22 protein-coding genes are annotated in these 22,311 nt (G+C 71.5%); 18 read left to right on the top strand and 4 right to left on the bottom strand.

Features of this window, described 5'->3' with window-relative positions; translation table 11 throughout:
- The first annotated feature begins 6 nt into the window (after window positions 1–6).
- Entirely contained in the window at window positions 7–642 is a 636-nt protein-coding gene (locus tag RFN52_RS34485; RefSeq protein WP_184852278.1) for a DJ-1/PfpI family protein, read from the top strand.
- Here the strand turns inward: RFN52_RS34485 and RFN52_RS34490 are convergent.
- Window positions 629–1,384, bottom strand: coding sequence for an enoyl-CoA hydratase/isomerase family protein (locus tag RFN52_RS34490; protein ID WP_184852281.1), 756 nt, complete (start codon window positions 1,382–1,384; stop codon window positions 629–631). The genes RFN52_RS34485 and RFN52_RS34490 overlap by 14 nt on opposite strands.
- A 218-nt stretch (window positions 1,385–1,602) precedes the next feature.
- Between RFN52_RS34490 and RFN52_RS34495 the strand changes: the two genes are divergently transcribed.
- Window positions 1,603–2,109: an ATP-binding protein gene (locus tag RFN52_RS34495; RefSeq protein WP_184854138.1), complete on the top strand. Its 507-nt coding sequence runs from the start codon at window positions 1,603–1,605 to the stop codon at window positions 2,107–2,109.
- Between the two features lie 23 nt (window positions 2,110–2,132).
- Here the strand turns inward: RFN52_RS34495 and idi are convergent, their stop codons facing one another.
- The 3 genes from idi to galE form a co-directional block, all read right to left on the bottom strand.
- Window positions 2,133–2,726, bottom strand: coding sequence for an isopentenyl-diphosphate Delta-isomerase (gene idi / locus RFN52_RS34500; RefSeq protein WP_062930338.1), 594 nt, complete (start codon window positions 2,724–2,726; stop codon window positions 2,133–2,135).
- A gap of 286 nt (window positions 2,727–3,012) precedes the next feature.
- On the bottom strand, window positions 3,013–3,951 hold the full coding sequence (locus RFN52_RS34505; protein ID WP_184852283.1) for a cation diffusion facilitator family transporter: 939 nt from the start codon (window positions 3,949–3,951) through the stop codon (window positions 3,013–3,015).
- Between the two features lie 148 nt (window positions 3,952–4,099).
- Complete coding sequence (gene galE / locus RFN52_RS34510; protein WP_184852286.1) at window positions 4,100–5,071, bottom strand: UDP-glucose 4-epimerase GalE; 972 nt, start codon at window positions 5,069–5,071, stop codon at window positions 4,100–4,102.
- Window positions 5,072–5,348: 277 nt separating this feature from the next.
- On the opposite strand from galE, the gene RFN52_RS34515 reads away from it, so the two are divergent.
- The 16 genes from RFN52_RS34515 (at window position 5,349) to ispG (ending at window position 22,294) form a co-directional block, all read left to right on the top strand.
- Window positions 5,349–7,166: a DUF5941 domain-containing protein gene (locus tag RFN52_RS34515; RefSeq protein WP_184852289.1), complete on the top strand. Its 1,818-nt coding sequence runs from the start codon at window positions 5,349–5,351 to the stop codon at window positions 7,164–7,166.
- Window positions 7,163–7,915 carry a phosphocholine cytidylyltransferase family protein gene (locus tag RFN52_RS34520; RefSeq protein ID WP_184852292.1) on the top strand — a complete coding sequence of 251 codons (753 nt, stop codon included), beginning with the start codon at window positions 7,163–7,165 and terminating at the stop codon, window positions 7,913–7,915. Before RFN52_RS34515 ends, RFN52_RS34520 begins: the two co-directional genes overlap by 4 nt.
- Complete coding sequence (locus RFN52_RS34525; protein ID WP_184852294.1) at window positions 7,903–8,964, top strand: iron-containing alcohol dehydrogenase family protein; 1,062 nt, start codon at window positions 7,903–7,905, stop codon at window positions 8,962–8,964. The genes RFN52_RS34520 and RFN52_RS34525 overlap by 13 nt, the downstream gene beginning before the upstream one ends.
- Entirely contained in the window at window positions 8,942–9,721 is a 780-nt protein-coding gene (locus tag RFN52_RS34530) for a CDP-alcohol phosphatidyltransferase family protein (protein ID WP_184852295.1), read from the top strand. Before RFN52_RS34525 ends, RFN52_RS34530 begins: the two co-directional genes overlap by 23 nt.
- A 5-nt stretch (window positions 9,722–9,726) precedes the next feature.
- A complete protein-coding gene (locus tag RFN52_RS34535) occupies window positions 9,727–10,599 on the top strand; it encodes a glycosyltransferase family 2 protein (RefSeq protein WP_184854139.1) in 873 nt (290 codons plus the stop codon).
- 106 nt (window positions 10,600–10,705) lie between these two features.
- Window positions 10,706–11,635: an ABC transporter permease gene (locus RFN52_RS34540; protein WP_184852297.1), complete on the top strand. Its 930-nt coding sequence runs from the start codon at window positions 10,706–10,708 to the stop codon at window positions 11,633–11,635.
- A complete protein-coding gene (locus RFN52_RS34545) occupies window positions 11,628–12,407 on the top strand; it encodes an ABC transporter ATP-binding protein (protein WP_107454001.1) in 780 nt (259 codons plus the stop codon). The genes RFN52_RS34540 and RFN52_RS34545 overlap by 8 nt, the downstream gene beginning before the upstream one ends.
- Window positions 12,408–12,766: 359 nt before the next feature.
- Window positions 12,767–13,669 (top strand): squalene synthase HpnC, encoded by a 903-nt coding sequence (gene hpnC, locus RFN52_RS34550; RefSeq protein WP_184852300.1) that lies wholly within the window; start codon window positions 12,767–12,769, stop codon window positions 13,667–13,669.
- Window positions 13,666–14,616, top strand: coding sequence for a presqualene diphosphate synthase HpnD (hpnD, locus tag RFN52_RS34555; protein WP_184852302.1), 951 nt, complete (start codon window positions 13,666–13,668; stop codon window positions 14,614–14,616). The genes hpnC and hpnD overlap by 4 nt, the downstream gene beginning before the upstream one ends.
- Window positions 14,613–14,804: a DUF6380 family protein gene (locus RFN52_RS40145; protein WP_374050191.1), complete on the top strand. Its 192-nt coding sequence runs from the start codon at window positions 14,613–14,615 to the stop codon at window positions 14,802–14,804. Before hpnD ends, RFN52_RS40145 begins: the two co-directional genes overlap by 4 nt.
- Window positions 14,801–16,213 carry a hydroxysqualene dehydroxylase HpnE gene (gene hpnE / locus RFN52_RS34560; RefSeq protein ID WP_184852304.1) on the top strand — a complete coding sequence of 471 codons (1,413 nt, stop codon included), beginning with the start codon at window positions 14,801–14,803 and terminating at the stop codon, window positions 16,211–16,213. The genes RFN52_RS40145 and hpnE overlap by 4 nt, the downstream gene beginning before the upstream one ends.
- A complete protein-coding gene (locus RFN52_RS34565; protein ID WP_184854140.1) occupies window positions 16,213–17,346 on the top strand; it encodes a polyprenyl synthetase family protein in 1,134 nt (377 codons plus the stop codon). Before hpnE ends, RFN52_RS34565 begins: the two co-directional genes overlap by 1 nt.
- 122 nt (window positions 17,347–17,468) lie before the next feature.
- Window positions 17,469–19,463: a squalene--hopene cyclase gene (gene shc, locus RFN52_RS34570; RefSeq protein ID WP_184852306.1), complete on the top strand. Its 1,995-nt coding sequence runs from the start codon at window positions 17,469–17,471 to the stop codon at window positions 19,461–19,463.
- Window positions 19,463–20,104, top strand: a complete 642-nt coding sequence (locus tag RFN52_RS34575; RefSeq protein WP_184852309.1) for a phosphorylase family protein — start codon at window positions 19,463–19,465, stop codon at window positions 20,102–20,104. Before shc ends, RFN52_RS34575 begins: the two co-directional genes overlap by 1 nt.
- A 5-nt stretch (window positions 20,105–20,109) precedes the next feature.
- The gene (gene hpnH / locus RFN52_RS34580) at window positions 20,110–21,132 is read left to right on the top strand and encodes an adenosyl-hopene transferase HpnH (RefSeq protein WP_030840883.1); all 1,023 of its coding nucleotides are present in this window, start codon (window positions 20,110–20,112) and stop codon (window positions 21,130–21,132) included.
- Between the two features lie 4 nt (window positions 21,133–21,136).
- Window positions 21,137–22,294 (top strand): flavodoxin-dependent (E)-4-hydroxy-3-methylbut-2-enyl-diphosphate synthase, encoded by a 1,158-nt coding sequence (gene ispG, locus RFN52_RS34585; protein WP_184852312.1) that lies wholly within the window; start codon window positions 21,137–21,139, stop codon window positions 22,292–22,294.
- Window positions 22,295–22,311: the final 17 nt, after the last annotated feature.

Raw genomic sequence — 22,311 nt, forward strand, 5'->3', positions numbered from 1 at the left:
GACCCCATGCAGATCGCCATCGTCCTCTACGACCGCTTCACCGCCCTCGACGCCGTCGGACCCTACGAGACCCTCGGCCGGGTCCCGGACGCGGAAACCGTCTTCGTCGCCGAGCGGACGGGCCCCGTGCGGAACGACTCCGGAAACCTCGCTCTCACCGCCGACCGGACCCTGGCCGACGTCCCCCACCCCGACATCATCGTGGTCCCCGGCGGCCCGGGCCCCCTCCCACTGGCGCCCGACGGACCCCTGCTCACCTGGCTGCGCACAGCCGACGCCACCAGCACCTGGACGACGTCCGTGTGCACCGGCTCCCTGCTGCTCGCCGCCGCCGGACTCCTCAAGGGCCGCCGGGCGACCTCCCACTGGCTGGCCCTGGAGGAGCTGAAGCGCCACGGTGCCGAGCCGACGGGGGAGCGGGTCGTCACCGACGGCAAGTACGTCACCGCGGCCGGCGTCTCCTCCGGCATCGACATGGGCCTCACCCTGCTCGGCCGGATCGCGGGCGACGACCACGCGCAGCTCGTCCAGCTCGCCGCCGAGTACGACCCGCAGCCGCCCTACGACGCCGGATCGCCCGAGAAGGCCCCCGCGCATCTCGTCGAACTGTTCCGGACGCACTCCGGCGTCATCCTGACGTAGGCACGCTCCAGGCGAACCGCGGCTGCCGGCGCTCCAGGAAGGCGGCGACACCCTCCGCGGTGTCGCCGCTCGCGCGTGCCTGCCCGGCCCAGTGCGCGTCGCGGTCCGTACGCCCGTCCGCGAACTCCTTGGCAGCCGCCTGGGTCAGCTGTGAACGGGACACCAGGACCCGGGTGAACTCGGCGACCCGCTTGCCGAGTTCACCCTCGGGCAGCACCTCGTCGACTAGCCCGGTGCGCAGCGCACGCTCCGCCGCGATCAGCTCACCGGAGAACAGCAGGTACTTGGCGGTGGCCGGCCCCACCAGGGACACCAGCCGCCGGGTCGAGGAGGCCGGGTAGACGATGCCGAGCTTCGCGGGCGTCACCCCGAACAGCGCCCCCTCCTCGGCGAACCGCAGATCACAGGCCGCCGCCAGCTGTGACCCGCCGCCCACGCAGTGACCCCGGATCGCGGCCAGTGTCGGCTTCGGGAACGCGGCCAGCGCCTCCTCGGCCCGCACGGCCAGCCCCTGCGCCTCCTCGGGCGAGCCTCGCAGCGTCGAGATGTCGGCCCCGGCGCAGAACGTGCCGCCCTCACCGGTGAGCACGAGCGCCCGTACGGCCGGATCCCCCGCGAGCTCCTCCAGCAGGACGGGAAGGGAGCGCCACATCGAGGCCGTCATGGCGTTGCGCTTCTCGGGATGGCGTATGACGACCGTCGCGACCGAGTCGGTCACGCGGTGCTCCAGCTGTGGCTCCATGCGCCGGATGCTATCCGGATGCCAAACCCGTACAACCCGAATAGTTCGCCGAGACGGCACAACAGGGACAGGACCAGTCCCACAACTGACCGTGTCATACGCCAACGGTCAGAAGCGCTCGATAGTTGCTGACTTCTGTTCAGTCCGGGGGTATGAGGCGCATCGTTACCAACACTCTGGGTGTGGCGACAATCGAGCGCGAGGGTGGCGACCGGACGATGGACGACGACGGGCGTGGGTTCGGTCCGCGCCCAGAGGGCGGCGCGGCGCCCCTCGGTCCCGGGCCCGCGGATCCGCTGCCGTACGAGGGGGTCTGGCGGTTCACCGCACCGGCGGTCGAGGCCTCGGTCCCCCAGGCGCGGCACGCCGTACGGGACCTGCTGCTGCATCAGGGCGTACCGGTCTCGGACGACCTGGCCCAGGGACTGCTGCTGATCGTCTCGGAGCTGGTGACCAACGCCGTGAAGCACGCGGCGGTGCTGTCACCGACGATCGCCGTCGAGCTGGCCGTCGGCGCCGAGTGGCTCCGCGTGTCCGTCGAGGACAACCACCCGTACCGGCCCACCGCCCTGGAGGCCGACCACGGCCGGACCGGCGGGCGCGGACTGCTCCTGGTGCGCGAGGTCACCCGGGAGGCGGGCGGCGTGTGCGAGGTCGAGTACACCGCGAGCGGCGGCAAGGTGATCTGGGCCGCCCTGCCGCTCAAACCCGCGCGCTTCGCCTGAGCCCCGTCCCGCCGGGGCCCGGGTCACCAGCCGGCCGACGGGCCCGTCAGTTCCCTGATCGCCGGCCGGGCCGCGTCCAGGACGGTCATGAACCAGGACGAGAAGGTGTCCTTGGCGTGCCGTTCCGCCAGCTCCGGCGGCGTCACGAACACCGTCGACGCCACCTCCTCCGCGTCCGGCCGCACCACGGCCTGCACCATGCCGACGAAGAGGTGGTTGTACTCCTGCTCCACCAGACCGGACTCCGGGTCCGGGTGGTTGTAGCGGACCGTGCCCGCCTCGGCCAGCAGGGACGGGGAGGCGCCGAGCTCCTCGAACGTGCGCCGCGCAGCCGCCGCGAAGGGCGCCTCGCCGGGGTAGGGGTGACCGCAGCAGCTGTTGGACCACACACCGGGGGAGTGGTACTTGCCCAGCGCGCGCTGCTGGAGCAGCAGCCGGCCGTACTCGTCGAAGAGGAACACCGAGAACGCGCGGTGCAGCTGCCCCGGCGGCTGGTGGGCGGCGAGCTTCTCCGCGGTGCCGATCGTCACGCCGTCCTCGTCGACCAGTTCCAGCAAAATCGCGTCTGCGGTGCCGTTCGACGGGCTGTGCGTCGCGGTGGCAGGTGTGATCGGCATACCCATCCTTCACATCGGTCTTCGCGCCCCAAGTCTGCCGTACGAATCCGGCACTCCCGGCACTTCGCGGCACGCCCGCATGTCCCGCGCGGCGGCGCGGACCGCGGCCGGCACCGGTCCGAGGCCGGGAAAGGGACCCGGTAGATGATCGTGCCCGGCCGGGCAGGCGGAAAATCGTCCATGCCGGAGCTGTGGAGCTCAGGACGCGGGCGCACGACGGAGGGTCCCCGGCGCACTCACCGAGGAGTGCGCCCCACCTGCCTCACGCACCTCGTGAGGCACGGCGTCAGTGGCAGAGCCGTGCCTCGTGCTCGGCGTGCCCGCTCGGTTCCAGCTGGAAGGTGCAGTGCTCCACGTCGAAGTGGTCACCGAGGCACCCCTGGAGCTCGTGCAGCATCTTCTCGTGGCCTATCGCGTTCAGGGCCTCCGGGCTGACGACCACGTGCGCCGACAGCACCGGCATGCCCGAGGTGATCGTCCAGGCGTGCAGGTCGTGGACGTCCTCCACCCCGTCCGTGGCGAGTATGTGCGAGCGCACCTCCGTCATGTCGACGCCCTTGGGGGCCGTCTCCAGCAGCACGGAGAGCGTCTCGCGCAGCAGCTTCCACGTCCGCGGGGCGATCATCAGCGCGATGACGAGCGAGGCGATCGGGTCGGCCGCCTGCCAGCCCGTGAGCATGATCACCAAGGACGAGACGATCACCGTCACGGAGCCGAGGGCATCGGCCGCGACCTCCAGGAACGCGCCGCGCACGTTCAGGCTCTCCTTCTGGCCGCGCATCAGCAGCGCCAGCGACACCAGGTTCGCGACCAGACCGATCGCACCGAACAGCAGGGCCAGCCGGCCCTCGGTCTCCGCGGGGGTGATGAAGCGCTGGACCGACTCGTACACGACGTACCCGCCGGCCCCGAGCAGCAGCAGGCAGTTGGCCAGGGCCGCGAGGATCTCGGCGCGGGCGTAGCCGAAGGTGGCCTGGTCGCTGGGCGGGCGGTTCGCGAAGTGGATCGCGAGCAGCGCCATGCCGAGGCCCAGGGCGTCCGTCGCCATGTGCGCGGAGTCCGCGACGAGCGCGAGCGAGTCGGCGAGGGCGCCGCCGACGATCTGCACCACCACGATGCCGAGCGTGATCGCCAGCGCGATGCGCAGCCTGCCGCGGTACGCCGAGGTCGCCGTACCGCCGGCCGCCGCGCCGTGCGCGTGCCCGTGATCGTGCCCAGCCCCCATGAGAAGTCAGCCTCCCTGTGTCCACCTGATCGTGCTCGGGGGGCCCAGTGAACTACGGGTGGGGGGTATGTGCAACGCGGCATTGAACACCGTTGTCATGTGCCCTGACCTGCGGAAACGATATGCAGGTCAGGGCACCCTCAGCGGTTCAGGAGCCGTGGTGCAGCAGCCAGCCCCGCCAGGCCGACTCGGTCATCTCGCGCACGCCGCGCCGGGCCGTCCATCCGAGCTCGTCGGCCGCCCGTGCGGCCGAGGCGACCGCCCGGGGGGCGTCCCCGGGGCGGCGCTCCTCGACGACCGGCGGCCGGCGGTCGCCGGTGACCTCGCCGATGACCGTGACGAGTTCGCGGACCGAGACGCCCTCGCCGCGGCCGATGTTGACCGTCAGGTCACCCGAGCCGCCGCCGGCGGCCAGGCGCCGCGCCGCCGCCAGATGGGCCTCGGCCAGGTCGGCGACATGGATGTAGTCACGGATGCAGGTGCCGTCCGGTGTCGGGTAGTCGTCGCCGAAGATCCTGGGCGCCTCGTCCCGGGTCAGCCGGTCGAAGACCATCGGGACGATGTTGAAGACGCCCGTGTCCGCCAGTTCCGGCGCGGCGGCGCCCGCCACGTTGAAATAGCGCAGACATACGGTGGAGATCCCGTGCGCCTGCCCCGCCGCCCGCACCAGCCACTCCCCGGCGAGCTTGGTCTCGCCGTAGGGGTTCACCGGCGCGCAGGGCGTGTCCTCCGTGATGAGGTCCACACCCGGGTCGCCGTACACCGCGGCCGACGACGAGAACACGAACCGCTCGATCCCCGCTTCGGCCACCGCCTCCAGCAGGGTCACCAGGCCGCCGACGTTCTCCCGGTAGTACCGCGTCGGCTGCGCGACGGACTCGGCGACCTGCTTGCGCGCCGCGAGATGCACCACACCCGTCACACCGTGCTCGGCGAAGACCCGCTTCAGCAACTCCCCGTCCAGCGAGGAGCCCCGTACGAGCGGGACCTCGGCAGGGAGCCGCGCGGGCACCCCGGCCGAGAGGTCGTCCAGCGCGAGGACGCGCTCCCCGGCCTCGGCCATGGCCCTGGCCACATGTGCTCCGATATAGCCGGCACCGCCGGTGATCAGCCACGTCATGGTCGCCCACCCTATGCGGCGACGACGGCCGACCCTGCAATGTCCCTAATGCCTGCTTAGGGGGCGCGGTTTGTGGGGCGGGCCCCGGATCCACGATGATGATCGCGGCAAAGGCTTGTGCGAACCACGTCGATCCATCCGCCGAACGGGCGGTGAACGTGGCCGCCCCGGCATCCGATAGCCTCTGCCGACATGCCGCCCGGGAGCCACCGGAGAGGGCGCCCCCACCATGTACATCACCGGCGTGGACGCGTCGGTACCCAGGGAGTGAATTCGGTTGTCGACCGCCATCCTCACCGGCCAGCCGGTCCCCGGATCGTCGATCGAGGCCGACCTGCGGTCCCTCGGGTTCGACCTCCGGATCGCGGCCGACGCCACCGAGGCCGAGACCCTCCTCGCCGAGGTGCCGGGCGACGAACGGGTCGCCCTGGTCGACGCCCGCTTCGTGGGGCACGTGCACGCGCTGCGCCTCGGCCTCACCGACCCCCGCTTCCCGCTCGCCGCGATCCCCGGCGCCGTCACGGCCCAGCCCGCCGGCCGCCAGGCCCTGACCCGGGCCATGGCCCGCGAGAACTCCGCGGGCGGCGGCACCATGCTGGTCGGCAGCAGCCTCGCCGACCGCATCCTCACCGCCCTGGACGCCGACGGCACCGCCGTGCACCGCCCCGAACTGGGCAGTCTCGTCGCCGCCGTCCCCCCCGACCCGCAGGCCCGCAACGAGGCCCGGCAGGCGGTGACGGACGTCGACGACGAGGCCGTACGCCTGAAGTCGGCCGTGAAGTCCCGCGACGGCTTCTTCACCACCTACTGCATCAGCCCGTACTCCCGGTACATCGCCCGCTGGTGCGCCCGCCGCGGCCTGACCCCGAACCAGGTCACCACCGCCTCCCTGCTCACCGCCCTCATAGCGGCGGCCTGCGCGGCCACCGGCACCCGCGGCGGCTTCGTCGCGGCCGGCGTCCTGCTGATCGCGTCCTTCGTGCTGGACTGCACCGACGGCCAGCTCGCCCGCTACTCCCTGCAGTACTCCACGCTCGGCGCCTGGCTGGACGCCACCTTCGACCGGGCCAAGGAGTACGCCTACTACGCGGGCCTCGCGCTGGGAGCCGCCCGCGGCGGCGACGACGTCTGGGCGCTGGCCCTCGGCGCCATGGTCCTGCAGACCTGCCGGCACGTCGTGGACTTCTCCTTCAACGAGGCCAACCACGACGCCACCGCAAACACGAGCCCCACCGCCGCCCTCTCCGACAAGCTCGACAGCGTCGGCTGGACGGTCTGGGTGCGGCGGATGATCGTCCTGCCCATCGGCGAGCGCTGGGCGATGATCGCCGTGCTCACGGCGGTCACCACCCCCCGCATCGCCTTCTACGCGCTGCTCATCGGCTGCGCCTTCGCGGCCACCTACACCACGGCCGGCCGGGTGCTGCGCTCCCTGACGCGCAAGGCCCGGCGGACCGACCGGGCCGCCGCGGCCCTGGCCGACCTCGCGGACAGCGGCCCGCTCGCCCAGGGCCTCGCGGAGGCGCTCAAGAAGCCCGCCCGCGGGCTGCCGGGCTTCACCGCCCCCGCCGTCGCCCTCCTGGGCGGCCTCGCCGTCGTCCTCACGGCCGCCTTCACCGGCTTCGGCGGTCCCTGGCCGATCGTCGCCGCCGTCGTCTACGCCCTCACCTCCGGCCTCGCCGTCGCCCGCCCCCTCAAGGGCGCCCTCGACTGGCTGGTCCCCCCGTTCCTGCGCGCCGCCGAGTACGGCACCGTCCTCGTCCTGGCAGTCAAAGCCGACGTGGACGGAGCCCTTCCGGCGGCCTTCGGGCTGGTCGCCGCGGTCGCCTACCATCACTACGACACGGTCTACCGCATCCGCGGCGACGCCGGAGCGCCTCCCGCCTGGCTGGTGCGCTCCATCGGAGGGCACGAAGGGCGGACGCTGCTCGTCACCGTCCTCGCCGCGCTGCTCACCGCCTCGCAGTTCACGGTCGCGCTCACGGCACTGGCCGTGGCCGTGGCCCTGGTGGTGCTCGTCGAGAGCATCCGCTTCTGGGTCGGCGCCCACAAGGGCGGCGCACCCGCCGTACACGATGAAGGAGAAACCGCATGATCGGCCTCGTGCTCGCGGCCGGCGCCGGCCGGCGTCTGCGCCCCTACACCGACACCCTGCCCAAGGCACTGGTGCCGGTGGGCCCCGCGGGCATAGAAGGCGAACCCACGGTCCTCGACCTGACCCTCGGCAACTTCGCCGAGATCGGTCTCACCGAGGTCGCGATCATCGTCGGCTACCGCAAGGAAGCCGTGTACGCGCGCAAGGAGGCGCTGGAGGCCAAGTACGGCCTCAAGCTCACCCTCATCGACAACGACAAGGCCGAGGAGTGGAACAACGCCTACTCCCTGTGGTGCGGGCGTGACGCCCTCAAGGACGGGGTGATCCTCGCCAACGGCGACACCGTCCACCCGGTCTCCGTCGAGAAGACGCTGCTCGCCGCCCGCGGCGACGGCAAGAAGATCATCCTCGCCCTCGACACGGTCAAGGACCTCGCGGACGAGGAGATGAAGGTCGTCGTCGACCCCGAGAAGGGCATGACGAAGATCACCAAGCTGATGGACCCCGCCGAGGCCACCGGCGAGTACATCGGCGTGACGCTGATCGAGGGCGACGCCGCTCCCGAGCTGGCCGACGCCCTCAAGGCCGTGTGGGAGACCGACCCGCAGCAGTTCTACGAGCACGGCTACCAGGAGCTGGTGAACCGCGGCTTCCGTATCGACGTGGCGCCGATCGGCGACGTCAAGTGGGTGGAGATCGACAACCACGACGATCTCGCCCGGGGACGGGAGATCGCGTGCCAGTACTGACCCGGCTCATCCCCTCGCCGCTCGTCGTCGACATCCGCCCGGGTGCCCTCGACGACCTGGCGTGCGTCCTCGCGGACGAGCGCATCTCGCACTCCGGCCGCCTCGCCGTCGCCGTCAGCGGCGGCTCCGGCGCCAGGCTGCGCGAACGCATCTCACCGAGCATGCCCGGCGCCACCTGGTACGAGGTCGGCGGCGGCACCCTCGACGACGCGGTCAGGCTGGCCGGCGACATAAAGGCCGGCCACTTCGACGCGGTCGTCGGCCTCGGCGGCGGCAAGATCATCGACTGTGCCAAGTTCGCCGCGGCGCGCGTCGGCCTGCCCCTGGTCGCCGTGCCGACGAACCTCGCGCACGACGGCCTGTGCTCGCCCGTCGCCACCCTCGACAACGACGCGGGCCGCGGCTCCTACGGTGTGCCGAACCCGATCGCGGTCGTCATCGACCTGGACGTCATCCGCGAGGCCCCGGTGCGTTTCGTGCGCGCGGGCATCGGTGACGCGATCTCCAACATCAACGCGATCGCCGACTGGGAACTGGCCAACCGCGTCAAGGGCGAGAAGATCGACGGGCTCGCCGCCGCCATGGCCCGCCAGGCGGGCGAGGCCGTGCTCCGGCACCCGGCGGGAGTCGGCGACAACGGCTTCCTCCAGGTGCTCGCCGAGGCGCTCGTCCTCACCGGCGTCGCGATGTCGATCTCGGGCGACTCGCGGCCGGCCTCGGGGTCGTGCCACGAGATCAACCACGCCTTCGACCTGCTGTTCCCCAAGCGCGCCGCGTCCCACGGCGAGCAGTGCGGTCTCGGCGCGGCCTTCGCGATGTGGCTGCGCGGTGCGCACGACGAGTCGGCGTACATGGCCGAGGTGCTGCGCCGGCACGGCCTGCCCGTGCTGCCGGACGAGATCGGCTTCACGACGGACGAGTTCGTCAAGGCCGTCGAGTTCGCCCCGGAGACCAGGCCCGGTCGCTACACCATCCTCGAACACCTCGACCTGAACACCGAACAGATCAAGGACACCTACACCGACTATGTCAAGGCCATCGGTAGCTGAACTCCGCCCCGTCGTTCACCCCGCGGGGGTGAAGGACCGGCGCAGCGGTGAGCACTGGATGGGACGCCTCTACATGCGTGAGGTGTCCCTGCGGGTCGACCGTTACCTGGTCAACACCAGGGTCACGCCCAACCAGCTCACCTACCTGATGACCGTCTTCGGTGTCCTCGCGGCCCCGGCACTGCTCGTGCCGGGGATCGCGGGCGCCGTCCTCGGCGTGGTGTGCGTCCAGATGTACCTGCTGCTGGACTGCGTCGACGGCGAGATCGCGCGCTGGAGGAAGCAGTACTCCCTCAACGGCGTCTACCTGGACCGCGTCGGCGCCTACCTCACCGACGCCGCGGTGCTCACCGGCTTCGGCCTGCGCGCCGCCGACCTGTGGGGCAGTGGCCGCATCGACTGGCTGTGGGCCTTCCTCGGCACCCTGGCCGCCCTCGGCGCCATCCTGATCAAGGCGGAGACCGACCTCGTCGGCGTCGCCCGGCACCAGGCCGGCAAGCCCCCGGTCAAGGAGGCCGCCGCCGAGATGCGCTCCTCCGGCATGGCGCTGGCCCGCAAGGCCGCCGCCGCCCTGAACTTCCACCGCCTCATCCTCGGCATCGAGGCGTCCCTGCTGATCCTCGCGCTGGCGATCGTCGACCAGGTCCGCGGCGACCTGTTCTTCTCCCGGCTCGGCGTCGCCGTGCTCGCCGGCATCGCGCTGGTGCAGACCCTGCTGCACCTCGTGTCCATCCTCGCCTCCAGCAGGCTGAAGTGAGCGGCATGAAGGTCGGCGCCGTCATCATCACCATGGGCAACCGGCCCGAGGAACTGCGCGCCCTGCTCGACTCCGTCGCCAAGCAGGACGGCGACCGGGTCGAGGTGGTGGTCGTCGGCAACGGCTCGCCCGTCCCGGACGTCCCTGAGGGCGTCCGCACGATCGAGCTGCCCGAGAACCTCGGCATCCCCGGCGGCCGCAACGTCGGCATCGAGGCCTTCGGCCCGGCCGGCCGGGACGTCGACGTCCTGCTCTTCCTGGACGACGACGGACTGCTCGCGAGCCACGACACCGCCGAGCTGTGCCGCGAGGCGTTCGAGGCCGACCCGAAGCTCGGCATCGTGAGTTTCCGCATAGCCGACCCGGAGACCGGCGTCACCCAGCGCCGCCACGTCCCCCGGCTGCGCGCCGCCGACCCGATGCGCTCCTCGCGCGTGACGACCTTCCTCGGCGGCGCCAACGCCGTCCGCACCCGCGTCTTCGCCGACGTCGGCGGCCTCCCGGACGCGTTCTTCTACGCCCACGAGGAGACCGACCTGGCCTGGCGGGCCCTCGACGCGGGCTGGATGATCGACTACCGGTCCGACATGGTGCTGTACCACCCGACCACCGCTCCCTCGCGGCACGCGGTCTACCACCGCATGGTCGCCCGCAACCGCGTCTGGCTGGCCCGCCGCAACCTCCCCGCGCCGCTCGTCCCGGTCTACCTCGGCGTGTGGCTGCTGCTCACCCTGCTGCGCCGTCCCTCCCGCAGCGCGCTGCGGGCCTGGTTCGGCGGATTCCGCGAAGGCTGGACCACCTCGTGCGGTCCCCGCCGGCCCATGAAGTGGCGTACGGTGTGGCGGCTGACCCGGCTGGGCCGGCCCCCCGTCATCTGACAAGCTCGTATCCGGCGATACCCGGGAGCCCCCGGGCCGTACCCGGCCCCGGCTCATGCCAGACCCCGGCACAGGCCGAGCATCTCGAAGACGAAAGTTTCCACTAGTGAGTGAGACAACGCACGACGCCACGGTCGCGGTGAGCGCGCCCGCGGCGCCCGACGAGGGCCTCACGGCGAAAGAACTCGCCGCCAGGCACGGGCTGACCGTGAGCGGCGCCCGGCCGTCCCTCATCGAGTACGTCCGTCAGCTGTGGGACCGGCGGCACTTCATCCTCGCCTTCTCCCGCGCGAAGCTGACCGCCCAGTACAGCCAGGCCAAGCTCGGCCAGCTGTGGCAGGTGGCCACGCCGCTGCTGAACGCGGCCGTGTACTTCTTCATCTTCGGCCTGCTGCTGGAGGCCGACCGGGGCATGTCCCGTGAGGTGTACATCCCGTTCCTGGTCACGGGCGTGTTCGTGTTCACCTTCACGCAGAGCTCCGTGATGGCGGGCGTGCGCGCGATCTCCGGCAACCTCGGCCTGGTCCGGGCCCTGCACTTCCCGCGGGCCTCGCTCCCGGTCTCCTTCGCGCTCCAGCAGCTCCAGCAGCTGCTGTTCTCGATGATCGTGCTGTTCGCCGTCACGATCGGCTTCGGCCACTACCCGGACCTGTCCTGGCTGCTGATCGTGCCGGTGCTGGTCCTGCAGTTCTGCTTCAACACCGGCCTCGCGCTGATCATGGCCCGGGCGGGCGCCAAGACCCCGGACCTCGCGCAGCTGATGCCGTTCGTGATGCGGACGTGGATGTACGCCTCCGGCGTGATGTTCTCCATCCCGATCTTCCTGGCGGACAAGCCGGCCTGGATCGCGAACGTCCTGCAGTGGAACCCGGCCGCGATCTACATGGACCTGATGCGCTTCGCCCTCATCGACGACTACGGCTCGGAGTTCCTCCCCGACCACGTCTGGGCGGCCGCGGGCGCCTGGGCCGTGCTCTTCGCCCTCGGCGGCTTCGTGTACTTCTGGAAGGCGGAGGAGAGGTACGGCCGTGGCTGAGCAGAAGCAGGACGCACGCATCCCCACCGTCGTCGCGGACGACCTGCACATCGTCTACCGCGTCAACGGCGCCAAGACCGGCAAGGGCAGTGCCACCGCCGCCCTCAGCCGCATCATCAAGCGGGGCGAGGAGCGAGGCGTACGCAAGGTGCACGCCGTGCGCGGCGTCTCCTTCGTGGCCTACCGCGGCGAGGCCATCGGCCTGATCGGCTCCAACGGCTCCGGCAAGTCGACCCTGCTGCGGGCCATCGCCGGTCTGCTGCCCGCCGAGCAGGGCAAGGTCTACACCGACGGCCAGCCCTCACTGCTCGGCGTCAACGCGGCCCTGATGAACGACCTCACCGGCGAGCGGAACGTCATATTGGGCGGGCTCGCCATGGGCATGTCCCGTGAGGAGATCAAGGAGCGCTACCAGGACATCGTCGACTTCTCCGGCATCAACGAGAAGGGCGACTTCATCACCCTGCCCATGCGCACCTACTCCTCGGGCATGGCGGCCCGGCTCCGCTTCTCCATCGCGGCGGCCAAGGACCACGACGTCCTGATGATCGACGAGGCCCTCGCCACCGGCGACCGGAAGTTCCAGAAGCGCTCCGAGGACCGCATCCGGGAGCTGCGCAAGGAAGCGGGCACGGTGTTTCTGGTCAGCCACAACAACAAGTCCATCCGCGACACCTGCAACCGCGTCCTGTGGCTGGAACGCGGCGAGCTGCGCATGGACGGCCCCACCGACGAGGTGCTCAAGGAGTACGAGAAGTTCACGGGCAAGTAGCCCGATTCGGCCAGGGCCCCGACGGAACTGCTCCGGCGGGGCCCCGCGTCTGCAAAGGAAACGTCAACTCCGGCCCATCTTGGGAATCTTGGGGCCAATCGGTGTGTTCTCGTGATGTGCGGTACACCCTGACGAACCGTGTCGCGTTGTACAACGTAAGCTGTACCGGTCCCGAAACACGGCAATCAGGGCAATAATGCGCGACACCGCCCGTCGGACCACCGTGCGGGCGGCTGGGCGGCGTGTCCGAAATAGTGTGTATTGGGTCGGCAGTGTAGAACGGGAGATGTGACGGCGATGGCTTCGGAAACTCCCCAGCTCCACGCAGCACGTGCCGTCCCCGCGCCGGGCAGCCGGCGGTGACGGGAACCGGCACGGCGCGCCCCCTCGATCCGGAGCGCGGCACGCTCGACAAGGCCGCCGGCGAGAACTTCCCGGTGGCCCCCTTCTTCCTGCCCCGGGCCTGGCGCACCGACCTCATGGCCGTCTACGGCTTCGCCCGTCTGGTCGACGACATCGGCGACGGCGACCTGGCCCCCGGCGGCGCCGACGCCCGCCTGCTCGGCGTCTCCCCCGAGGCGGCCGAGGACCGGCTGGTCCTGCTGGACGCCTTCGAGGCCGACCTGCGCCGGGTCTTCGAGGCGACCCCGCGCCACCCGCTGCTGCGCCGCCTCCAGCCGACCGTGCGCCGCTGCTCGCTGACCCCCGAGCCGTTCCTCGGCCTGATCGCCGCCAATCGCCAGGACCAGCTGGTCGGCCGCTACGAGACCTACGAGGACCTGCTCGCCTACTGCGAGCTGTCCGCCAACCCCGTCGGGCGCCTCGTCCTCGCCGTCACCGGCACCTCTACACCCGAGCGGATCCGCCGCTCCGACATGATCTGCACGGCCCTGCAGATCGTCGAGCACCTCCAGGACGTCGCCGAGGACCTCGCCCGCGACCGGGTCTACCTGCCCGCGGCCGACATGAAGCGTTTCCACGTCCAGGAAGCGGATCTCGCCACGAAATCCGCCGGAGCGTCGGTCCGTGCGCTGATTGCGTACGAAGCGCAAAGGGCCCGGGACCTCCTGAATGAAGGCGCCCCTCTGGTGGGTAGCGTCCACGGCAGGCTGAAACTGCTGCTCGCGGGGTTCGTGGCGGGGGGAAGGGCGGCCCTCCACGCGATCGCCGCCGCCGAATACGACGTACTTCCCGGCCCGCCCAAGCCCGGCAAGGTCCGGTTGCTGCGTGAGGTGGGCGTGACTCTGCGAGGAGAGGGGTGATCCGGACCGTGGAGTCGGAACCACACGCGTCCCCACCGGTACTCGCCGCCTACAGCTACTGCGAGGCCGTCACCGGGCGCCAGGCCCGCAACTTCGCCTACGGCATCCGGTTGCTGCCGACGCCCCAGCGCCGGGCCATGTCGGCGCTGTACGCGTTCTCGCGGCGGGTCGACGACATCGGCGACGGCGCGCTCGCCGACGACGTGAAGGTGGCCAGGCTGGAGGAGACCCGGGCGCTGCTCACCCGGATCCGCGAGGACGAGGTCGCCGAGGACGACACCGACCCGGTCGCCGTCGCCCTCGCGCATGCCGCCGGGGCCTTCCCGATCCCGCTCGGAGGACTGGACGAACTCATCGACGGCGTCCTGATGGACGTCCGCGGCGAGACGTACGAGACCTGGGACGATCTGAAGGTCTACTGCCGTTGTGTGGCAGGTGCGATCGGGCGTCTCTCCCTCGGCGTCTTCGGCACGGAACCCGGGGCGCGCGGCGTGGACCGCGCGCCGGAATATGCCGACACGCTCGGGCTCGCGCTCCAGCTCACCAACATCCTCAGAGACGTCCGCGAGGACGCCGTTGGCGGCCGGACCTATCTGCCCGCCGACGACCTCGCCAAGTTCGGCTGCTCGGCCGGCTTCAGCGGGCCGCGACCACCGGAGGGCTCCGACTTCGCGGGCCTCGTGCACTTCGAAGTGCGACGGGCCCGCGCCCTGTTCGCCGAGGGCTACCGGCTGCTCCCCATGCTCGACCGGCGCAGCGGCGCCTGTGTCGCCGCCATGGCCGGCATCTACCGCCGCCTCCTCGACCGCATCGAACGCGACCCGGAGGCCGTGCTGCGCGGCCGGGTTTCCCTGCCCGGCCGGGAGAAGGCGTACGTCGCCGTGCGCGGCCTGTCCGGCCTGGACGCCCGGCACGTGACCCGGCGGACCGTCAGGAGGCGTGCGTGAACGGCACAGAGGCCGCCATCGGCGGTGCGGCCCGGGAGGCCGGGCGCGGGTGCGACGCGCCTCCCGGCCGAACCGTCGGAGACAACCGGCGGGCAACCCTCCGGTGCGGGGCCGCGTCCCTGACGGAGACGGCCGGTCGTGCACCGTTCGAGCAGCACGCTCCGGCCATGGGGGAGGGTGCGCGATGACCCACGGCACACGGTCCGGGGGACCGGCGGCACAGCCGCGGCACGCCGTCGTGGCCGGCGGCGGGCTCGCCGGCGTCACCACCGCGCTCGCGCTCGCCGACGCCGGGGTGCGCGTCACCCTGCTGGAGGGCAGGCCGAGACTGGGCGGCCTGGCCTTCTCCTTCCGGCGCGGCGATCTCACCGTCGACAACGGCCAGCACGTGTACCTGCGTTGCTGCACCGCTTACCGCTGGTTCCTCGACCGCATCGAGGGCGCGGCGCTCGCCCCGCTCCAGGACCGGCTCGACGTACCCGTCCTGGACCTCGCCCGGCCCGAGGGACGCCGGCTGGGCAGGCTCCGGCGCGACGCCCTGCCCGTGCCGCTGCACCTGGGGCGCAGCCTCGCCGCCTATCCGCACCTCTCGCTCGCCGACCGGGCCAGGGTCGGCCGGGCCGCGCTCGCGCTCCAGAAACTCGACCTCGCCGACCCCGCGCTGGACACCCAGGACTTCGGCAGCTGGCTCGCCGCGCACGGCCAGTCGGCACGCGCCATCGAGGCCCTGTGGGACCTGGTCGGGGTCGCCACGCTCAACGCGGTCGCGGGCGACGCCTCCCTGGCGCTCGCCGCGATGGTGTTCAAGACCGGTCTGCTGTCCGACCCCGGCGCCGCCGACATCGGCTGGGCGCGCGTCCCGCTGGGCGAGCTGCACGACCGGCTGGCCCGCAAGGCGCTCGACTCCGCGGGCGTACGCACCGAGCTCCGCACCCGCGTCACCTCCGTCTCCCCGGACGGGGACGGGCAGTGGACCGTCGAGGTACCCGGCGAGACGCTCCGGGCCGACGCCGTGGTCCTCGCCGTACCGCAGCGCGAGGCGCACGATCTGCTGCCCGCGGGCGCCCTCGACGCGCCCGAACGGCTCCTGGAGATCGGTACCGCGCCCATCCTCAACGTCCATGTGGTGTACGACCGGAAGGTCCTCGGCCGGCCGTTCTTCACCGCCCTCGGCAGCCCCGTGCAGTGGGTCTTCGACCGGACCGAGGCGTCCGGGCTGCGCGAGGGGCAGTACCTCGCGGTGTCCCAGTCGGCGGCGCAGGGCGAGATCGACGCGCCCGTCGCGGTGCTGCGCGAGCGGTACCTGCCCGAGCTGGAGCGGCTGCTGCCGCCGGCCCGCGGCGCCGCGGTGAGGGACTTCTTCGTCACCCGGGAGCGCACCGCGACGTTCGCTCCCACCCCCGGCGTCGGGCGCCTCAGGCCCGGCGCCCGCACCAAGGCATCCGGCCTGTACCTGGCCGGAGCGTGGACCGCCACCGGGTGGCCCGCGACCATGGAGAGTGCGGTCCGCAGTGGTGTGAGCGCGGCGGACGCCGTGCTGGGCGCCCTGGGCCGGCCCCGTCCGCAAGCCCTCTTCGAGTTCGAGGAGGCGGCATGATGCCGGCCCAGGCCGGCGCGGCAGGCGGCCCCCGCACCCCCGGTACCGCAACAAGAGGAGAGACTGTGCCCACTGTGCCCCCGGCCTCTAGGACTGCCGAGGCGGTGGACGTGACCGCGCTGCTGGAGCGCGGCCGGACCCTGGCCACTCCGGTACTGCGGGCGGCCGTCGACCGCCTGGCACCTCCCATGGACACTGTTGCCGCCTACCACTTCGGCTGGATCGACGCCCAGGGCAGGCCCGCCGAGGGCGACGGCGGCAAGGCCGTGCGCCCCGCCCTCGCGGTGCTGTCCGCCGAGGTCATGTCCGCCACCCCCGAGACCGGCATCCCCGGCGCCGTCGCCGTGGAGCTCGTCCACAACTTCTCCCTCCTCCACGACGACCTCATGGACGGCGACGAGCAGCGCCGTCACCGCGACACGGTCTGGAAGGTGCACGGCCCCGCCCAGGCCATCCTGGTCGGCGACGCCCTGTTCGCCCTCGCCAACGAGGTCCTCCTCGAACTCGGCACCGTCGAGGCCGGCCGCGCCACCCGCCGACTGACCACCGCCACCCGTGCGCTGATCGACGGCCAGGCCCAGGACATCTCCTACGAGCACCGCGACCGCGTCAGCGTCGAGGAGTGCCTGGAGATGGAGGGCAACAAGACCGGCGCCCTGCTCGCCTGCGCCAGCTCCATCGGCGCGGTCCTCGGCGGCGCCGACGACCACACCGCCGACACCCTGGAGAAGTACGGCTACCACCTGGGCCTCGCCTTCCAGGCCGTCGACGACCTCCTCGGCATCTGGGGCGACCCGGTCTCCACCGGCAAGCAGACCTGGAGCGATCTGCGCCAGCGCAAGAAGTCCCTGCCGGTCGTGGCCGCCCTCGCGGCGGGCGGCTCCGCCTCGGAGCGGCTCGGCGAGATCCTCGCCGCCGACGCCAAGGCCCACGACTTCGAGAACTTCTCCGAGGAGGAGTTCGCGGCCCGCGCCGCCCTCATCGAGGAGGCCGGCGGCCGCGAATGGACCGCCGACGAGGCACGCCGTCAGCACACCATCGCCATCGAAGCCCTCGACGCCGTCGACATGCCCGACCGGGTGCGGGACCGGTTCACGGCCCTCGCGGACTTCGTCGTCGTACGAAAGAGATGATCACTATCGGCCGAATAGCCCTCGCGTAGTCGCCGGCCGGTGCCGTGATTCATCACCGAGCACCGGCCGACGGCGGACCCACAGCAGATGCACGCCATGCAGGACTGCACGAAGGGGAAGCCATGACAGCGACGACCGACGGAAGCACCGGGGCCCTGCCACCCCGCGCCGCCGCGGCCAGCGACACCGACACGCACATCCCCGGGGCGGCCGGGGTACCGGAAGCCGCCGCACGCGCCGCCCGGCGTGCCACCGACTTCCTGCTCTCCCTCCAGGACGCCGAGGGCTGGTGGAAGGGCGACCTCGAGACCAACGTCACGATGGACGCCGAGGACCTGCTGCTCCGTCAGTTCCTCGGTATCCGCGACGAGAAGACCACGCAGGCCGCCGCCCTCTTCATCCGCGGCGAGCAGAACGCGGACGGCACCTGGGCCACCTTCTACGGCGGGCCGAGTGAACTGTCCGCCACCATCGAGGCGTACGTCGCCCTCCGCCTGGCCGGTGACGCCCCCGACGCCCCGCACATGGCGAAGGCCTCCGCCTGGATCCGCGCGCAGGGCGGCATCGCCGCCGCCCGGGTCTTCACCCGGATCTGGCTGGCCCTGTTCGGCTGGTGGAAGTGGGAGGACCTGCCCGAACTCCCGCCGGAGCTCGTCTTCTTCCCGAAGTGGGTGCCGCTCAACATCTACGACTTCGGCTGCTGGGCGCGGCAGACCATCGTCCCGCTGACGATCGTCTCCGCGAAGCGGCCGGTACGCCCCGCACCCTTCCCGCTCGACGAGCTGCACACCGACCCGGACCTTCCCAACCCGCCGAGGCCCCTGGCTTCGCCGTTCAGTTGGGACGGGGCGTTCCAGCGGATGGACAAGGGCCTGCACGCCCTGCGGAAGGTCGCCCCGCGCAGACTGCGCAGAGCCGCCATGAACAGCGCCGCCCGCTGGATCATCGAGCGGCAGGAGAACGACGGCTGCTGGGGCGGCATCCAGCCCCCGGCCGTGTACTCGGTCATCGCCCTGCACCTGCTCGGCTACGACCTCGAACACCCCGTGATGCGCGAGGGGCTGGCGTCCCTGGACCGGTTCGCCGTGTGGCGCGAGGACGGGGCCCGGATGATCGAGGCCTGCCAGTCACCCGTGTGGGACACCTGCCTGGCCGCCATCGCCCTCGTCGACGCCGGACTGCCCCCCGACCACCCGCAGTTGGTGAAGGCGGCCGACTGGATGCTGGGCGAGGAGATCGTCCGGCCCGGTGACTGGTCCGTGAAGCGGCCCGGACTGCCGCCCGGGGGCTGGGCGTTCGAGTTCCACAACGACAACTACCCCGACATCGACGACACCGCGGAGGTGATCCTCGCGCTGCGCCGGATCGCCCACCACGACCCGGAGCGCCTCGACCGGGCCATCGTCCGCGGCATGCGCTGGACGCTCGGCATGCAGTCGAAGAACGGCGCGTGGGCGGCCTTCGACGTCGACAACACCAGCCCCTTCCCCAACCGGCTGCCGTTCTGCGACTTCGGCGAGGTCATCGACCCGCCTTCCGCGGACGTCACCGCGCACGTCGTGGAGATGCTCGCCGTCGAGGGTCTCGCCCACGACCCGCGCACCCGGCGCGGCATCGAGTGGCTGCTGGCCGAGCAGGAACCGGACGGCTCGTGGTTCGGGCGCTGGGGCGTCAACTACGTCTACGGCACGGGGTCCGTCGTCCCCGCCCTGACCGCGGCCGGTCTTCCCGCCGCGCACCCGGCGATCCGGCGGGCCGTCGCCTGGCTGGAGTCGGTCCAGAACGACGACGGCGGCTGGGGCGAGGACCTGCGCTCCTACAAGGACGCCCGGCAGTGGAGCGGCCGGGGCGCCTCGACCGCCTCGCAGACGGCCTGGGCACTGATGGCCCTGCTCGCGGCGGGGGAGCGTGACTCCAAGGCCGTCGAACGCGGAGTCGAGTGGCTCGCCGCCACCCAGCGGGAGGACGGCTCCTGGGACGAGCCGTACTTCACGGGGACGGGCTTCCCGTGGGACTTCTCGATCAACTACCACCTCTACCGGCAGGTGTTCCCGCTCACGGCACTCGGCCGGTACGTCCACGGGGAGCCCTTCGCCGACCGGCTCAAGGGGAGCTGATGAGCGCGCAGCCCGCCCCGGTCCCGCTGCTGATCGCCTGCGCGCTCGGCATCGAGCAGTTCGCCCTGCGCGCGGGCGGCCGGGGCGGGGCCGGCGGGCCGGTCACGGTGCTGCGGACGGGCATGGGGCCGGTGGCCGCCGAGCGGGCCGTCACCCGCATGCTGGCCGACCCGGCCCTGCGCGACGCCGCCGTCCTGGCCACCGGCTTCTGCGCGGGGCTCGCGCCGGGCATGCACCCCGGTGATCTGGTCGTCGCCGAGGAGACCCGCGACGCGCGCGGCACGACGCCCTGCGTCGGGACCGAGCTGCTGGTGAAGGAGCTGGCCCGCGCCCTGCCCGGCCGGACCGTGCACACCGGGCCGCTCACCGGCTCCGACCACGTCGTGCGCGGCCCCGAACGGTCCGCGCTGCGCGCGACCGGCTCGATCGCGGTCGACATGGAGTCCGCCGTCACGCTCCTGAGCGCCGTGCGTGCGGGCGAGCGCCCGGTTGCGGCCGTCCGGGTGGTCGTGGACGCTCCTGAACATGAACTCGTCCGGATCGGCACGGTGCGCGGTGGAATATCAGCTTTCCGTGTCCTTCGCTCCGTCCTTCCCGCTTTCTTCGAATGGCACCGTTCCTTGCTGCTCCCCAGGAGGTGAGCCAGATGGCCATGCCGCTCCGACAGTCCATCAAGGTCGCTACATACTTGGCTGAACAGAAGATCCGCCGGCGGGACAAGTTCCCGCTGATCGTCGAACTGGAGCCGCTGTTCGCCTGCAACCTCAAATGCGAGGGGTGCGGCAAGATCCAGCATCCGGCCGGGGTGCTCAAGCAGCGGATGCCCGTCGCCCAGGCCGTGGGGGCGGTCATGGAGTCCGGCGCCCCGATGGTGTCCATCGCCGGTGGCGAGCCGCTGATGCACCCGCAGATCGACGAGATCGTGCGCCAGCTGGTGGCCAAGCGGAAGTACGTCTTCCTCTGCACCAACGCGATGCTGCTGCGCAAGAAGATGGACACGTTCACGCCGTCGCCCTACTTCGCCTTCGCGGTGCACATCGACGGCCTGCGCGAGCGGCACGACGAGTCGGTCGCCAAGGAGGGCGTGTTCGACGAGGCCGTGGAGGCGATCAAGGAGGCCAAGCGGCGCGGCTTCCGGGTCACCACCAACTCGACCTTCTTCAACACCGACACCCCGCAGACCATCATCGAGGTGCTGAACTTCCTCAACGACGACCTCCAGGTCGACGAGATGATGATCTCGCCCGCCTACGCCTACGAGAAGGCTCCCGACCAGGAGCACTTCCTCGGCGTGGAGCAGACCCGCGAGCTGTTCAAGAAGGCCTTCTCCGGCGGCAACCGGCGGCGCTGGCGGCTCAACCACTCCCCGCTCTTCCTGGACTTCCTGGAGGGCAAGGTCGACTTCCCGTGCACGGCGTGGGCGATCCCGAACTACTCGCTCTTCGGCTGGCAGCGCCCCTGTTACCTGATGAGCGACGGGTACGTGCCGACGTACCGCGAGCTGGTCGAGGACACCGATTGGGACAAGTACGGCCGCGGCAAGGACCCGCGCTGCGCCAACTGCATGGCGCACTGCGGCTACGAGCCCACCGCCGTCCTCGCCACCATGGGATCGCTGAAGGAGTCGCTGCGCGCCATGCGCGAGACGGTCTCCGGGAACCGGGAGTGAGGCCGTGACCGCCATTGAGCTGGGCGTCCCCGAGGTGCCGCTCCGGCCGATCGCCGAGCGGCGCGTCTCGCGCCGGATCCAGGTCGGTCCGGTGGCGGTCGGGGGCGGGGCCCCGGTGTCCGTGCAGTCGATGACGACGACCCGCACGTCGGACGTCGGTGCCACGCTGCAGCAGATCGCGGAGCTGACCGCGTCCGGCTGCCAGATCGTCCGGGTCGCCTGCCCCACGCAGGACGACGCGGACGCGCTCGCGACCATCGCCCGCAAATCACAGATCCCCGTGATCGCGGACATCCACTTCCAGCCGAAGTACGTGTTCGCGGCCATCGAGGCGGGCTGCGCGGCCGTCCGCGTCAACCCCGGCAACATCAAGCAGTTCGACGACCGGATCAAGGAGATCGCCCAGGCGGCGCAGGACCACGGCACGCCGATCCGCATCGGCGTCAACGCCGGGTCGCTGGACCGGCGCCTGCTCCAGAAGTACGGCAGGGCCACCCCGGAGGCGCTCGTGGAGAGCGCCCTGTGGGAGGCGTCCCTGTTCGAGGAGCACGGCTTCCGGGACATCAAGATCTCCGTCAAGCACAACGACCCGGTCGTGATGATCGAGGCGTACAGCCAGTTGGCCGAACAGTGCGACTACCCGCTGCACCTGGGCGTCACGGAGGCGGGCCCGGCCTTCCAGGGCACGATCAAGTCGGCGGTGGCGTTCGGGGCGCTGCTGTCGCGGGGCATCGGCGACACGATCCGGGTGTCGCTGTCCGCGCCGCCGGCCGAGGAGGTCAAGGTCGGCATCCAGATCCTCCAGTCCCTGGGGCTCAAGGAGCGGCGGCTGGAGATCGTGTCGTGCCCGTCCTGCGGGCGCGCACAGGTCGACGTGTACAAGCTGGCCGAGGAGGTCACGGCCGGGCTCGACGGCATGGAGGTGCCGCTGCGGGTCGCCGTCATGGGGTGTGTGGTCAACGGGCCCGGCGAGGCACGGGAGGCCGATCTCGGAGTGGCCTCCGGCAACGGCAAGGGGCAGATCTTCGTCAAGGGCGAGGTCATCAAGACCGTCCCCGAGTCCAAGATCGTCGAGACGCTGATCGAAGAGGCGATGAAGATCGCCGAGCAGATGGAGCAGGACGGCGTGGGGTCGGGGGAGCCGGCCGTCACCGTGAGCTGAGCAGCACGGAATGCGAA

Source organism: Streptomyces collinus, from assembly GCF_031348265.1.
GTDB lineage: Bacteria > Actinomycetota > Actinomycetes > Streptomycetales > Streptomycetaceae > Streptomyces > Streptomyces collinus.